The 14,253-nt window shown below is 63.9% G+C and carries 11 protein-coding genes and 1 pseudogene; 3 read left to right on the plus strand and 9 right to left on the minus strand.

Features of this window, described 5'->3' with window-relative positions:
* The first annotated feature begins 1 nt into the window (after nucleotide 1).
* Nucleotides 2-1,072 carry an ACR3 family arsenite efflux transporter gene (gene arsB / locus ACE3UG_RS20575; RefSeq protein WP_374627403.1) on the plus strand — a complete coding sequence of 357 codons (1,071 nt, stop codon included), beginning with the start codon at nucleotides 2-4 and terminating at the stop codon, nucleotides 1,070-1,072.
* Nucleotides 1,073-1,155: 83 nt separating this feature from the next.
* Here arsB and ACE3UG_RS20580 read toward each other — a convergent pair whose 3' ends face one another.
* The 9 genes and pseudogenes from ACE3UG_RS20580 to ACE3UG_RS20620 all read right to left on the minus strand — a co-directional run bounded on the left by ACE3UG_RS20580 (nucleotide 1,156) and on the right by ACE3UG_RS20620 (nucleotide 10,942).
* Nucleotides 1,156-2,238: an ArsO family NAD(P)H-dependent flavin-containing monooxygenase gene (locus ACE3UG_RS20580; protein WP_374627405.1), complete on the minus strand. Its 1,083-nt coding sequence runs from the start codon at nucleotides 2,236-2,238 to the stop codon at nucleotides 1,156-1,158.
* Nucleotides 2,239-2,514: 276 nt separating this feature from the next.
* Nucleotides 2,515-3,987, minus strand: coding sequence for an NAD-dependent succinate-semialdehyde dehydrogenase (locus ACE3UG_RS20585; protein ID WP_374627407.1), 1,473 nt, complete (start codon nucleotides 3,985-3,987; stop codon nucleotides 2,515-2,517).
* Nucleotides 3,988-4,045: 58 nt separating this feature from the next.
* The gene (locus ACE3UG_RS20590; RefSeq protein WP_374627409.1) at nucleotides 4,046-5,425 is read right to left on the minus strand and encodes an aminotransferase class III-fold pyridoxal phosphate-dependent enzyme; all 1,380 of its coding nucleotides are present in this window, start codon (nucleotides 5,423-5,425) and stop codon (nucleotides 4,046-4,048) included.
* A gap of 164 nt (nucleotides 5,426-5,589) precedes the next feature.
* Complete coding sequence (locus ACE3UG_RS20595) at nucleotides 5,590-6,975, minus strand: aspartate aminotransferase family protein (RefSeq protein WP_374627411.1); 1,386 nt, start codon at nucleotides 6,973-6,975, stop codon at nucleotides 5,590-5,592.
* A gap of 51 nt (nucleotides 6,976-7,026) precedes the next feature.
* Nucleotides 7,027-7,660 (minus strand): annotated as a pseudogene (locus tag ACE3UG_RS20600) (aldehyde dehydrogenase family protein); the annotation flags it as partial.
* Between the two features lie 141 nt (nucleotides 7,661-7,801).
* The gene (locus ACE3UG_RS20605; protein WP_374627413.1) at nucleotides 7,802-8,281 is read right to left on the minus strand and encodes an Lrp/AsnC family transcriptional regulator; all 480 of its coding nucleotides are present in this window, start codon (nucleotides 8,279-8,281) and stop codon (nucleotides 7,802-7,804) included.
* 49 nt (nucleotides 8,282-8,330) lie between these two features.
* Complete coding sequence (doeB, locus tag ACE3UG_RS20610) at nucleotides 8,331-9,380, minus strand: N(2)-acetyl-L-2,4-diaminobutanoate deacetylase DoeB (RefSeq protein WP_374627416.1); 1,050 nt, start codon at nucleotides 9,378-9,380, stop codon at nucleotides 8,331-8,333.
* A gap of 2 nt (nucleotides 9,381-9,382) precedes the next feature.
* A complete protein-coding gene (locus ACE3UG_RS20615; protein WP_374627418.1) occupies nucleotides 9,383-10,327 on the minus strand; it encodes a 2-hydroxyacid dehydrogenase in 945 nt (314 codons plus the stop codon).
* Nucleotides 10,328-10,339: 12 nt separating this feature from the next.
* Nucleotides 10,340-10,942: an amino acid synthesis family protein gene (locus ACE3UG_RS20620; protein WP_374627420.1), complete on the minus strand. Its 603-nt coding sequence runs from the start codon at nucleotides 10,940-10,942 to the stop codon at nucleotides 10,340-10,342.
* Between the two features lie 243 nt (nucleotides 10,943-11,185).
* On the opposite strand from ACE3UG_RS20620, the gene ACE3UG_RS20625 reads away from it, so the two are divergent.
* Nucleotides 11,186-13,126 carry a helix-turn-helix domain-containing protein gene (locus ACE3UG_RS20625; protein ID WP_374627422.1) on the plus strand — a complete coding sequence of 647 codons (1,941 nt, stop codon included), beginning with the start codon at nucleotides 11,186-11,188 and terminating at the stop codon, nucleotides 13,124-13,126.
* 93 nt (nucleotides 13,127-13,219) lie between these two features.
* The gene (locus ACE3UG_RS20630; RefSeq protein ID WP_374627424.1) at nucleotides 13,220-14,236 is read left to right on the plus strand and encodes a flavin reductase family protein; all 1,017 of its coding nucleotides are present in this window, start codon (nucleotides 13,220-13,222) and stop codon (nucleotides 14,234-14,236) included.
* Nucleotides 14,237-14,253 lie beyond the last annotated feature (17 nt).

Raw genomic sequence — 14,253 nt, forward strand, 5'->3', positions numbered from 1 at the left:
GATGTCGGAGCGTCGAACCGTCGGCACGCCGTCGGCGCCAGAACCGAGCGGCATCGGATACTTTGAGCGATACCTGTCCGTGTGGGTTGGGCTGTGCATCGTTGCGGGCATCGGACTTGGCAAGCTGATGCCCGGTGCGGTGCAAGCGATTTCCGCGCTTGAGGTAGCGCACGTCAACCTTCCGGTGGGCATCCTCATCTGGGTGATGATTATCCCGATGCTTTTGCGAATCGACTTCGCCTCGTTGGGCCAAGTCCGCAGCCAGCTCAAGGGTATTGGCGTCACGCTCGTCATCAACTGGGCCGTGAAGCCCTTTACCATGGCGTTCCTGGCGTGGGTTTTCGTGCGACACGCGTTTGCCTCGATGCTGCCGGCGGACCAACTGGACAGCTATGTCGCAGGCTTGATTCTGCTGGCTGCTGCGCCGTGTACGGCGATGGTGTTCGTGTGGAGCCAATTGACGAAGGGCGACCCGTATTTCACGCTCTCGCAGGTCGCCCTGAACGACCTGATCATGGTATTCGCCTTTGCGCCCATCGTGGGTTTGCTGCTTGGCATCTCCAACATTGCGGTGCCTTGGGATACGCTACTCACCTCGGTGGTTCTCTACATCGTGATCCCGGTCATCATTGCGCAGGTCATTCGCAAGCTGTTGTTGTCCAAGGGAAACGTGAGCTTCCAGCGCGCGTTAGCCAGGATCGGGCCGTTCTCGATAGCGGCGTTGCTGCTTACGCTGGTGCTGCTGTTTGCATTCCAGGGTGAGCAAATCATCGAGCAACCGGGGGTGATCGTGCTGCTTGCGGTGCCCATCCTGATTCAGGTCGTGCTCAACGCCTCGCTCGCCTATCTGGCGAATCGCAAGCTCGGCGTTGCCCACGAGGTTGCCGCACCGTCCTGCCTGATTGGCGCATCGAACTTCTTTGAGTTGGCCGTCGCCACGGCAATCGGCCTGTTTGGACTCAAGTCCGGTGCTGCGCTGGCCACCGTTGTCGGCGTGCTCATCGAAGTGCCGCTCATGCTCGCGGTCGTGAAGATCGTCAATGCGTCGCGACGGTGGTATCAACGATGCTGACCCGACTCGCGTTCTGATCCGTTAGGGCGGCTGGCAGGAGCACCGCCGCAGTGGTGCAGTGGTGCAGCGGTGCACCATGACTTTCAAGAACGGCTCCGCTCTCGAATCGATGCGAGGTATTGTGCAATCTGACTGGCGGTGTCTCTGGCGCCGCGCATGACGCCGATGAGCGTTGCCGACGCAAAGCCCGTCCACTCGCCGTACCCGACGAGCCACAGACGCGGCTCGCGCGTTGCACGGGTGCCATCGGTCGCCACGCGTCCGTCGGGCTCGCGGACGCCGAGCGCGTCGAGATGGTCCAGCGCCGGGCGAAAACCGGTGCACCAGATGACGACATCCACGCGAGAGTGCGAACCGTCGGGCCACACGACACCATCGGGTTCGAAGTGCGAGAAGGGGCGCACCGAATGGAGGACGCCTCTGGCGCGGGCTTCTTTCACGCTCTTCACCATGACGACGTCGCCAAGACCGCCGGTAGGTGCAGGCGCCGGCTTCCCTTCGCGATGGGCCTTCCACTGTTGCGTGGCGCGTTCGAACAGCACGCGGCCGTCGACTTCATCTGGCAGGAAGCGGGGTGCCTCCATCGTCACCCACGTCGCGTGACAGACTTGCGACACCTCGGCCAATATTTGAGCGCCCGAATTGCCGCCCCCGACGACCAGAACGGACTTCCCGTGCAAGTCGTCAGGGTTTCGATAATCGGCTGAGTGCAGTTGTCGGCCTAGAAACCGTTCTTGCCCCGGGTAAGCGGGAATGTAGGGGGTCTTCCACGTTCCCGTCGCGCTGACGACGGTCTGGGCGAGCCAGCTTCCCGCGTTGGTCTCAACCGTCAAGCCGGCTTCGGAGCGCTTCACGGATGACACATGAACGGGCCGCCGAACCGGAATCTGGTAACGGCGTTCATACTCGCTCAGGTAGTGCATTACATCGTTGCGCGATGGATACTCGTCGTCGCCGGGGGGCATCAGCCACCCGGGCAGAGAACTCCATTGCGCTGGCGAGAAAAGCCGCAACGAGTCCCACGTGTGTTGCCACGCGCCGCCAGGGGATGGCTGTTCGTCCAACACGACATAATCGATTGCGGCGCGGCGCAAGAAGTAGGCCACCGCCAGCGCTGACTGGCCACCGCCGATGACGCAAACGTCGGCTGAGAAGGTCTGTTGCATCGTCGGTCGAGCGGAGCCCGTGGTCAACTGGATATTTCCATAGTATCGGAATTATGGCTGCTTCCGTCGTGCGTGTTAGCGCCGATGTAAAACTGCCCCACCGGGGATGCGGACAAAATCCTGGACTACTTCGGAGGCAAGGATTGTTCGACATATCGAGTCAACGCCAAGTCCGTCCAACAACTGGAATACACGCAAGTCGTTCGAACTTGAGCTATGCGTTGCAGGCGCCAAGCAAGAATACGCCGGTGATCGAGGTGATCCGCGAGCCGCAGATCAGTCCAGCCCGCCCTGACAGACGTACTTGATAGACAGGTAATCGTCCAGCCCGTACTTCGATCCCTCGCGTCCATAGCCGGACGCTTTCACGCCCCCGAACGGAGCGGCTTCGCTCGACACGGCTCCTTCGTTCATTCCGATAACTCCGGCTTCGAGACGTTGCGCGACCCGCTGAGCGCGGCGCATATCCTGTGTGTAGAAGTATGCCGCCAGCCCGAAAGGAGTGTCGTTGGCTCTGTGGATCGCTTCATCCTCAGTCTCGAAACGGAACAGCGGAACCACCGGCCCGAACGTTTCCTCTTGACTGACGAGCATGCTGTCGTTCACGTCGGCCAGCACGGTCGGTGCGAAGTAGTTGGGGCCAAGCAACGGCAGCGTCGCGCCACCGGTCAGAGCGGTTGCGCCATGTGAGAGCGCATCGTCGACATGACGACCGATCTTCTCGACCGCCCGAGGGTTGATCATCGGTCCGATCTGCGCATTGGCATCGCTCGCGGGCGCGACGTGCAACGCCTCCACCCGTTTGGCCAGCAGTGAAGCGAACCGCTCGTAGACGCCCGCCTGCACATACACGCGATTCGGACAAACGCAGGTCTGTCCGCCATTCCGGAACTTTGACGCCATCAGACCCACGACCGCCGACTCCAGATCGGCATCGTCGAACACGATGAACGGGGCGTTGCCGCCGAGTTCCAGCGAGAGCTTCTTGAGCGTGCCGGCCGATTCGCGCGCGAGATGAATGCCCACGGCCGTCGAGCCGGTGAAAGTCATTTTGCGCACGCGGTCGTCTGCCAGCCAATCCGCAACGGAATCGATGCCGCGCGTGCGCGACGCCGTAATCACGTTGAGTACCCCCGGCGACACACCGGCCTCGACGGCGAGTGCCGCCAGCGCGAGCGCGGTGAGCGGCGTGTCCTCGGCGGGTTTGGCGACCACCGTGCAACCGACGGCTAGCGCCGGCGCAATCTTTCGCGCGATCATCGCGAGGGGGAAGTTCCAGGGCGTGATGGCGGCGACGACGCCGATAGGCTCCTTCACCGCCATCATGCGCTTGCCGGGTTGCTGCTGCGGAATGATATCGCCGTAGACGCGTGTCGCCTCGCCCGCGAACCAGTCGACATACGAGGCACCGTAAGCCACTTCGCCGCGAGCCTCGGAAAGCGGCTTGCCTTGTTCGAGAGAGATCAACGTGGCGAGATCGTCCGCGTTCGCGAGAATCAGAGCATGCCAGCGCTTGAGCACCTCGGCGCGTTCGCGCGGCAGCTTGTGACGCCAGGCGGGAAGCGCACGGTAGGCGGCGTCGGTCGCGGCGCGCGCATCGATGGCCGTGCTGTCGGCCACGTCCGCCAGCAACGCATCGCTGGCCGGGTTGTGCACGGGGTAGCGGCGAGCATCGCGGGCATCGGCCCATTCGCCGTTGATCAGGTTCTGGCGGCGCATCAAATCGGGGCGTGACAGGGAAAGCGACATACGGGCGAGTCTCCGGAATGGGGCGAATGGGATGCGGGTTCTAGACGGGCCGCGACGTTCAGCCATGAAGCGCGGCGCGCACGTCGGCCGCTTCGAGTACGTCGTCGAGCGTGGCGCGCACGCGGGCGAACAGTTCGGCGAAGTCGTCCGCCGTGAAACACAGGGCCGGGGCGAAGCCAAGGATGTTGTCGCCGAACGCGCGGAAAATCACGCCGTTGCGATACGCCGCCGCGCCGATGCGCTCATGGAGTTTGAGTGACGGATCGAAGCGTTGGCGCGTCGCCTTGTCGGCGACGAGTTCGAGCGCGCCGAGCAAGCCGCGATGACGCGAGTCACCGACCAACGGATGATCGAGGAGTGCGTCGAGACCGTCGGCAAACGTCTTGCCGTGTGCCTTACCGTTTGCCAGCAGACCGTCTTCAACATAGAGCTTCAGACATGCGAGACCGATGGCCGCGCTCACCGGGTGCGCAGAGTACGTCTGACCATGCCCTACGGGAGAGCCTTTCGCCGCGTCGGCGATGGCCTGATAAATGGCGTCGGACATCAGCACTGCGCCCATCGGCGCGTAACCGGCGGTCAGTCCCTTGGCGAGCGTCATCAGATCGGGAGAGACGTCTTCTGCTTCGCAGGCGAACATCGGCCCGGTGCGCCCGAAGCCAGTGATGACTTCGTCGGCAACGAACAGGATGTCGAGGCGCTTGCAGGCGTCGCGCATGGCGCGCAGCCAGTCTTTGGGCGGCACGATCACGCCGCCGGAGCCCTGCACCGGTTCGCAGAAGAACGCCGCGACGTGCTCCGCACCGAGTTCACCGACCTTTGCTTCGAGCGCAGCGACCGAGGCGGCAATGATCGCCTGCGGATCGTCGGGTGTGGCGCTTCGGTACGGATAGGGCGACGGGATGTGATGTTGCGTCGCCAGCGGCAGATCGAAGTTGCGATGGAAGGCAGACAGTGCGGTCAGTCCGGCACCGGTGGACGACGACCCATGATACCCGCGCTCAAGCGCAATGAAGTGCTTCTTGGCCGGCTTGCCGATGGCGTTGTAGTAATGGGTGATGAAGCGGACAGCGGCGTCGACGGCATCCGAGCCGCCGAGCGTGAAGTAGACGTGCTGCAACGACGGCGGCGTCAGTTCCACGAGTTTCTGCGCGAGCGTGATGGCCGGTGCAGAGGCAAAGCCGAAATAGCCTGTCGCGTAGGGCAACCGGTTCAATTGCTCCGTCGCCGCCTTGACGATGGACGGCTGTCCGTACCCGGTATTGACGCACCACAGCCCGGCGAATCCATCGAGCAGGGCGTTGCCGTCCGCGTCGTGCAACCAGGCGCCGTTGCCGCTGGTGAGCACCGTCGCGCCCTGCGCTTCATGCGCGCGGTAGTCTGCAACAGGGTGAATCAGAAACTGGCGATCGGCATCGATCAGCGATTCGTTGGACATACGCGGCACCTCATCGAAATGTTGGGGAACGGAGTCGCGACCCGCAGCGTGTTGCGCGCGGGCCACCATGTCATCCCATTAAAGGCGCACCGAAATTCGAGGTCATCCTACGAACCGATGGAGACGGCGTGCGCAATGTGCTGCTTCTCGTGGAGAGGCATGCTTTACCGCAGCACCTGCTCTGCAACGTCGTCCACTGCGGCGCGAGCAATGCTAACCATCTCGTCGACGTCAGCCCGCGTGGCGATCAGCGGCGGGGCGAAGCCGAGAATGTCGCCGTGTGGCATGGCGCGCGCGATCATGCCGCGGGCCAGTGCGGCGGCGGACACGCGCGGGCCGATCTTCATCGCGGCGTCGAACGGCTGACGTGCCGCACCATCCGCCATGAACTCGACCGCCGCCAGCATGCCGACGGCACGCACCTCGCCCACGAGCGGATGCGCGTCGAACGCCGCATGCAACTTCTCGCCGAAGTACTTGCCGGCGTCGGCCGCGTTCTGCGCCAGATTCTCGCGCTCCAGAATGTCAAGGTTGGCGAGTGCCGCTGCGGCGCAGATCGGGTGTCCGGAGTACGTCCAGCCGTGGCCCATCGGGCCGCTCTCGCGCGAACCGCGTTCGATCACATCCCAAACGCGCTCGCCCACGATGACGCCGGAGAGCGGCGCATATGCGCTCGTCAGCCCCTTGGCGATGGTGATGAGATCCGGCGTCATGCCGTAGTGCTGCGAGCCCATTGACGACCCGAGACGGCCAAAACCACACACGACTTCGTCTGCGATGAGCAGAATGTCGTGACGGCGCAGCACGGCCTGAATCGCCTCCCAATAACCGGCAGGCGGTGCGATGATGCCGCCGGTGCCCATCACCGGCTCACCGATGAACGCCGCAATTGTGTCGGCGCCTTCGCGGGCGATCAGCTTCTCCAACTCCTCGACGCAATGCGCCACGAACGCCTGCTCGCTCATACCGGCGGGCGCCTTGCGGTACCAGTGTGGGCAAATGGTGTGATGCACTCGCTCGACCGGCAGGTCGAAGTGCTGGTGGAAGCTCGGCAGCCCGGTCAGGCTGCCGGTGACGATGCCGGAGCCGTGATAGCCGCGCTCGCGCGAAATGATCTTCTTCTTTTGCGGACGTCCGAGCACATTGTTGTAGTACCAGACGATCTTGATCTGCGTTTCGTTCGCATCCGAGCCGGACAAACCGTAATAGACCTTCTTCATGCCGTCGGGCGACCAGTCGATGATGCGCTTCGACAACTCGATGATGGCGTCGGTCGAGTGGCCCACATACGTGTGGTAGTAGGCGAGCGACGACGCCTGCTTGTGGATGGCGTCAGCCACTTCCGTGCGGCCGTAGCCGATGTTCACGCAGTAGAGGCCGGCGAAGGCGTCGAGATAGCGGCGGCCCTCGTGGTCTTCGATGCGCATGCCCTGTGCGGTGCGGATGATCTTGCCCGGCAGCGTGCCGCTAGCGTGATCGGCCGCGTGCGTGGACGGGTGCATGAAGTGTGCGCGGTCCTGCGCGAACAATTGCTCGGTCGAGGCGGTCATGGGACGTCTCCTTGATATCAATGAAGCGAAAAATGAATGCGGACGAGCGAATCAGGCGCGATGCATGGGGATGCCGAGATTGCCGAGGCAGAAGTACTTGGTTTCGGTGAACGGCTCGAACCCGTCCATGCCGCCTTCGCGGCCGAGGCCAGACGCCTTGATGCCGCCGAACGGCACCGGCGCGCCAGTGAACTTCGCGCCATTGACGCCTACCATCGCGAATTCGAGGCGTCGGATCAGCGCAAAAATCTCGTCCACGCGTCGTCCGCAGACGCAAGCGGCAAGGCCGTACTCCGTGTCGTTGGCCCGGGTGACGACCTCGTCGAGCGAGTCGAACGCGCACACTGCGGAAATCGGGCCAACGTTTTCTTCGTCGTAGATGCGCATGCCGGGGGCGGCGGCGGCAACGACGGTCGGGCTGTAGAACCAGCCGCCGAGCGGATGCGGCTCGCCGCCGACGGTGATCTGGGCACCCTTGCGGCGTGCGTCTTCCACGCGGGCGGCGGTCGCGTCGAACGCCGCCTGATGCATGAGTGGCCCGATATCGACGTTCGCGCAAAACGCCGGACCGACGCGTAACCGCGCGACCGCTTGCGTATAGCGATCCACAAACGCCCCCATAGCGCGAGCACGCGACGAAAATCCGGTTCGCGGCGCAGCAGTCCTGTCCCGACGTCTGGAATCGGCAATCTCCTGACATGGCGTTCATTCGTCATGAAGAGATTGTCGGGGGCGAAGGCCCGGTGTTTTTTCTGTTCGGATAGTGCGGACTTCGGCTTTCTTCTGATTTCGCCGTGCCCGGCGAGAAAGATTTCGCGGACGGTGATCAGTCGGCGTCGACCCAGCCGGGGATCGCGTGCGTCTGGACTTTGACGACTTTGGTGACGACGTACGTGAAGTAGCGCTCGATGCCCAAGTCCGCCATCAGCAGGTCGTCGATGAAACGCTGGTAATGATCGATGTCGCGCGCGAGCACGTGCACGATGTAGTCGACGCCACCGCCTGTGGCGTGGCATTGCACGACCTCGGGGGCGTCGCACAAGCGCGCCTCGAAGCGGTTCATGTCGTGCGCGGTATGCCGCGCGAGCGTGATCTCGACGATGATACGGCTGACATGCATCACGCCGCTCCAGTCGACGTCGGCGCGATAGCCGCGAATCACCCCTGCCGCTTCGAGACGCTGCACGCGCTCCCACGTAGGCGAGACGGACAGGTGGATCAGCTCGGCCAGACGCGATTTGGTGATGCGGCCTTCGCGGGCAAGCACACTCAGGATAGCGATGTCGAAACGGTCGAGTTTCACCATAGGCGGAACGCTTTAGAGAGGGCGCTGCGGCGTACGCGAATCGTTGACGCTACGCCTTCGGTAGCACGTCAGCCAGAACGCAGAGCGTGTCGCCGATGCTGACGCGGCCCGGAAAGTGTCGGCCGATCAGCATACCATCGCGTCTGGCGCGGTACTCGACCGGCGCTACGCCCGTACGTGTCACGTCGTGAATGCGCGCAATGACGTCGCAACGCTTCACCATCGCGCCGAGCTCGTGGAGCATTTCGAGCAGCCCGTCGTGTTCGCTTGTGAGGTAGCAGTCGTCGCCAGGCATGGAGAGTTGTACCGACGTTGCTCGGGTCGAGGCGTCAGCGCCGTCGCGCCATGCCACGTCGGCCGGCACGATGCCCGCCTGCACGAGCACGCCATACACGCCGCGATGCGCGATTGCGACGTTGCCTGCACTCGCCGTTCCGCCGCCGCCGAGCTCCGTCGTGACGAACACCTTGCTCTGCGCTTCCGCCGCGTTGTCGTAAAGTCCGTGAGAATCGGGATCTCGCATGCGCAGCGAATGGGGCGCGCCGAAGGCCTGCATCGCGGCGTCGCAACGGGCTTGCTGCTCGGTGTCGTTCAGTTCGTGGATGGCGGCGAACGGCAGGAAGTCAAGCGTACGACCTCCGGAATGGATGTCGAGCACGACGTCCGCCATGGGCAGCAGGCAACGGGAGAAGTAGTCGGCCATACGCTCGGTGACCGAGCCGTCGGCGCGCCCCGGGAAGGCGCGATTCAGATTGCCGCCGTCGAGCGGTGACGTGCGTTTTCCCGCGTGCACAGCAGGCGTGTTCATGAACGGCACGATGATGACGGTGCCGGTGACGTCGCGTGCCTTGAGGGCATTCGCCAGTCGCGATAGCACGATAGGCCCTTCGTACTCGTCGCCATGATTGCCGCCGGTGAGTAAAGCGACGGGACCATCGCCACGCCGGATGACGGTGATCGGCACCATCACTGCCCCCCACGCGCTCGTATCGTTCGAGTGCGGGACTTTCAGAAAGCCGTGCTGAACGCCGTCCTGACGAAAATCGACGCTCGGATAGACGCGCGGCGGGAGTGCGAGAACCTCCTGATCGCGATGCATGCTCAATAACCTCGCGTCAGGTTGACGTTGCTGGGGATTCGTCCCGTTTCGCGAAAGTCGCGAATGTTATCGGCGATCACTTGCGCTGCCGTGTCGTGATCTGTCGGTGCCGAGATGTGCGGCAGCACCGTCACGCGTGGATGGTCCCAGAACGACGAATCGACCGGCAGCGGTTCGACGTCGAACACGTCGAGCACGGCGTGCGCGAGGTGGCCCCGGTCGAGGGCGTCGAGCAAGGCAGTCGTCACGATCACAGGGCCACGCGAGAAATTGATGAGCGAGGCGCCCGGTTTCAGGCGACCGAGGCGCTCCGCGTCCAGCATCCCTCGGGTTTGCGCCGTCAACGGAATCAGGCTGATGACGATGTCGCTTGCAGCGAGCATCGCGTTCAGGCCGCTCTCGCGAGCGTACGTTTCGACGCCGTCGAGCGTCTTCGGCGAACGACTCCATCCGTGCACGACGAACCCGGCGTCGCGCAATCGCGCAGCGGCTGCCTGCCCGAGTTCACCGAGTCCGAGCAACCCCACAGTCGTCTGCGACGGCTTGCGATATGCGTGCTGCGACCAAACGCGCTGCGTTTGCTGACGCGCGTAGCGGGGCATGTCGCGTTGCAGGTAGTAGGTCCACGCAAGCACGGCCTCGGCCATCGTGCGCGACATCTCGGGATCGATCAGCCGCATGATCGGCGGACTGTCCGACGGGAGCGCTGCGATGAGCGATTCCACGCCGGCCCAAAGGCTCTGTATCCATAGCAAGCCTGGCAGGGCCATCACGTCCGCTGGATCCGGATTCGCGACGATGGCAACGGACGCCTGCTCGCGCTGCGACGCGGACAGTTCGGCCAGCGGCGCGACGATCTCGCCGGGCAGCGCCGCGCGCAGGGCGTCGAGGTACGGACGTTGATAGTCCGCAGACATCCGGCTAAGGAAGGCAATGACGGGCGGCATCGTGGCGCTCGTTCAGGCTGTGGCGGCCGCGGTGGCAGCGTCGTTCGCCATCTCTTCCATGTCCTGAAAGCGGTCGGCGATGCGCGGATGCACGCGGCCGCCGTCGGACGCGCCAATCGCCAGCAGGATTTCGTCGGGGCCAGGGGCATCCGTCATCTGGAACGTCGCCGTGATGAAGTGCGAACGCTTGCCCGTTTCCGATTTGTGAATCATCGGCACCGACACCAGCGTGCCCGGGCCGACGCGCGTGTTGGTGAACGGCAGGAAGGCCGTGCCGTTCACGGCGGTGCGGAACAGATTGCCGAAGCGCAGCGTGTGGATAATGGCCGACGCATGCTCGATTTCGCCGTTCGTGCCGACGACAGCCGCCTTGCCGTATGCCTCCAAACGCTCGCCGGGGATGACGTTGACCAGACGTTGCGTCATGAGCGCGCCAAGCTCCGGGGCGAGACGCAGAATTTCCGGGCGCAGATTTTCGACGAATCCCTGATCGGCCCATGGATTGCGGATTACGGCGGCGACAACGACCGTCGTCACCGGCGTCTCGGCTGCCTTACCGCCTTCACGGTAAGTGGTCTCGACGTACGTTGCGATCTTGCGAAGCTCTTGTTTCACGGGTGTCTCCTGTTGCGCTGCAGTACAGATGCCGTCACCTGCCGCACAGGCGGCGAAGCGGCTCGAAGGATGTGCGCCGCGGCGATCCGGGCGCCTGGGGAAAACGTGGCAAACGTCCGTGGCTTGCCGATGAGACTCATGCTATTGCGCCCGAAGGGGTCGGTCTTCCGCTGGAACGTCGGAAGATGTTTTTTTTCTTCCGTCGCTTTGGTGTAGATTTTTTGGCAGAAAAGGAGACAAGCAATGCCGGAACATCACCAACGGCTCATGGCATTGCGCCATGTCGCCAGTCAGATCAGCAACGACGAAGACATCGACGCACTGTTTCGCGATCTCGTGCGTGGCGCGGTGCAGCAAGGCGGTTGGGATCTCGGCTCGGTCATGAGCATCGATCTCGCACACGGCTACGGGCTCGTGATCACGCGCTTCGAGACGAGCATGCTGCCGCAGCATGTCGAAGACCGCTGGGAGCTGGCGACCAGTCCGTCGCTCATCGCCTTGCAGACGAACGAACCCGTCTATATTCGCGATGCACTGGAGAGCACGCAATTCCTTGGCTACCGGCGCGAAGCGCGCGAGCGCGGCTACCGGACGGTGCTGGTACTGCCGATGGCCTCGCGCGACACGGAAGGCCGGCCGATGGTGCTGACGGTCGCGTCGCGCAAGGTGCGCGACGTCGGCGAGGACGACCTCACCTTCATGTCGACGGTCGTGCATCTCGGCGCGATTGCGGTGGAGCGCGCTCACCGGCAGCGCGCACAGGTGATGGCGCACGAGCGTCTGCAACGTACGCTCGAAGCGCAACGCACGTTGCTGGGCGATGTGCTCGCCGGCGGCTCGTTCGATCAGTTGACGTCGTCGCTGAGCGATCTGATCGGACGCCCTGTGCTCGTCATCGACTTCCTTGCCAATCAATGGCACGCGTCGGCGTCGCCCGTTCCCTCGCTGATGGACGATGCGGCGTGGACACGCTGGCTGTCCGGCGCGCAGGGGCGAGAGCTCAGCGGTACCGTGCGCGACGCCCTGCAACGCTACCGTCAGACGCGCCTCGACGTGCCGCTAGGCCGTCAGCCCGGTCAGGTCACCGTCGGCGCGGGCATTGAACCGTTGACCGTCGACGACGATCTCGTTGGCGCGCTGCTCACGTTCGGCGACGAAGCGCTGAGCGACCTCCAGCAGTTGCTGTTGGAGAGCGCCCGCTTTGCGCTGAGCGTTCAACTGATGCGCAGCGTGGTGCGGTTCCGGTTCGAGACCCGCACGCTCACCGAGTTGTTCTTCGAGATAGTGGAGCGCCGCTGGCGAGATGAGGACGATGTGATCAGCCGCGCCCGCCATCTCGTCGTCGCACTCGATGCGCCGCTGCGCATGATGGTCGTCGATTATCCCGATCAGCGAACGAATGCGGCCGCAGGCCGCGCCGCCGGGCATCTGTCGCTGGAAAGCCATAGCACCGTCGAATTGCTTGCCCGTCAGTTGAATGTGCCGATGCATATCGTGACGATCGGAGGCGGTCTGGTGTGTCTGGTGCCCCAGGACGGTTCGGCAGACGCCGCCGCGCTCGCCCGCCTCGCCAAGCGCATGAGCGAGGCGCTGGCACGGTCACTGGGACGCGAGCCTATCGTCGTGATGAGCGACCTCTGCGAAGGGCTGGAGCCGCTCGCGCGCGAATGGGAGCGTTGCTGGCGCATGATTCGCGTGGCGCGCAAGTTTGGTCGCAGCGGCCCACTGGACATGCCGGGCCTGGGCCCCTTGCCGATGCTCATGGGCGCGGCCGATTCGTCGGACGTCCACGGCTTTGTAGACGGCACCATCGGTAAGCTCGTCGAACACGACCGGCAGTCGGGATCGCCGTACCTCGAGACGCTGGCGGAATACGTGCGCTCCGGCTGCCGCAGTCAGCCGTGCGCCGACGCGATGGGACTTCACGTCACCACGCTACGCTATCGCCTCGCGCGTATTCAGGAGTTGTTCGGCATCGACGTGGAGACACCGGAGCGTCGCTTCGCGGTGGAGCTTGCGATTCATCTGCATGCGCTGACGAAGCGCGCGGTTCCCACCGCACCGGGGGCCGCATCATCCACCGGAGCGGTGAAGGCAAAAGCAATGCCTGCCGCGTCGAGCCTGCATGCTGGCGGGCGTGTGGCGACCGTATCCATGAAAACCCTGCCGCGCAATCGAGAGTAAATTACTTCGCTTCTCCTGCGATTCGACGGAAGCCGACAAAAAAGTCCTCGCATATCGTTGACCTCAACGTAATGACGTTTCGAGGTGAACGACATGCAAGCTGTCACCCAACAGAGCCAGACGCCGGCGGCCGGTGCTGGGACCACCCCGGCGATTTCCGCCATCGACCCGGTGGCGCTGCGCCGCGCGCTCGGAACGTTCGTGACCGGCGTGACCGTCGTCACGACCCGTGACGAAGAAGGCCGTCCGCGCGGCATGACCGCCAACTCCTTCACATCCGTCTCGCTCGATCCGCCGCTGTTGCTCGTGTGTATCGGCAAGAGTGCGGCGAGCTATCCGGTGTTCCAGCGCGCGGAACACTTCGCCGTCAATCTGCTGCATGACGCACAGACCGACGTGTCGAACCTGTTCGCATCGAAGTCGGCGGAGAAGTTCACGACGGTCGGGCATGACGTAGTCCACACGGGCGCGCCGGTCCTGACTGACTGCCTGACGTGGTTCGACTGCATCGTGCACAACCGCGTCGACGCCGGCGATCACGCCATCCTGATCGGCCAGATTCAGGCGTTCGGCACCAGCCCGGCCGCGCCGCTCGGCTTCTGCCGTGGCCGCTACGCTCATGTGAAAGATCCGTTGCCGCCGGGCTGGCTGTCGTCGCACGACATGATAGTCGGTTATCTGATCGACGCGAACGGAAGCCTGCTGCTCGCGCAGGACGGCAAGGGCGGATGGGTGCTGCCCAGCGCGCCGCGCCGTCTCGCGAACGGACGCCTGCCGCTCGCCGGTGGCGGCGAACTCGCGCTGGTGCCGCACGACACCTTCCTCTACTCGGTGTTCGACACCGCCGAGAGCGATCCCGGCTATCTGATGTATCGGGCGCGACTCGCGCAACCGCTCTTGCAGGACGAGTTGCCACCGAACTTCCGCTTCTTCCCGTTCGACCGGTTGCCCTACGACGACATCACGTCACGCGAAATTCGATCGATGGTGCGCCGCTACGTGCGCGAAACCGCCGGGGGCCACTTCGGCATTTACATGGATTCTCACGATGGTGGACGCATCGCAATGGTCAGCGATGCGCAGCCGTGGACCCAACTCTTCCAAGCCTGACGCTGGAGTCAACTGAT

Source organism: Pandoraea sp., from assembly GCF_041919235.1.
GTDB lineage: Bacteria > Pseudomonadota > Gammaproteobacteria > Burkholderiales > Burkholderiaceae > Pandoraea.

Excerpts from the sequence above, each read along its gene's own strand:
- ACE3UG_RS20625 (WP_374627422.1), top strand. The coding sequence starts at position 11,186 with ATGCCGGAACATCACCAACGGCTCATGGCATTGCGCCATGTCGCCAGT.
- ACE3UG_RS20580 (WP_374627405.1), bottom strand. The coding sequence starts at position 2,238 with ATGCAACAGACCTTCTCAGCCGACGTTTGCGTCATCGGCGGTGGCCAG.
- ACE3UG_RS20590 (WP_374627409.1), bottom strand. The coding sequence starts at position 5,425 with ATGTCCAACGAATCGCTGATCGATGCCGATCGCCAGTTTCTGATTCAC.
- ACE3UG_RS20585 (WP_374627407.1), bottom strand. The coding sequence starts at position 3,987 with ATGTCGCTTTCCCTGTCACGCCCCGATTTGATGCGCCGCCAGAACCTG.
- ACE3UG_RS20630 (WP_374627424.1), top strand. The coding sequence starts at position 13,220 with ATGCAAGCTGTCACCCAACAGAGCCAGACGCCGGCGGCCGGTGCTGGG.
- ACE3UG_RS20615 (WP_374627418.1), bottom strand. The coding sequence starts at position 10,327 with ATGCCGCCCGTCATTGCCTTCCTTAGCCGGATGTCTGCGGACTATCAA.
- doeB (WP_374627416.1), bottom strand. The coding sequence starts at position 9,380 with ATGCATCGCGATCAGGAGGTTCTCGCACTCCCGCCGCGCGTCTATCCG.
- ACE3UG_RS20595 (WP_374627411.1), bottom strand. The coding sequence starts at position 6,975 with ATGACCGCCTCGACCGAGCAATTGTTCGCGCAGGACCGCGCACACTTC.
- arsB (WP_374627403.1), top strand. The coding sequence starts at position 2 with ATGTCGGAGCGTCGAACCGTCGGCACGCCGTCGGCGCCAGAACCGAGC.
- ACE3UG_RS20605 (WP_374627413.1), bottom strand. The coding sequence starts at position 8,281 with ATGGTGAAACTCGACCGTTTCGACATCGCTATCCTGAGTGTGCTTGCC.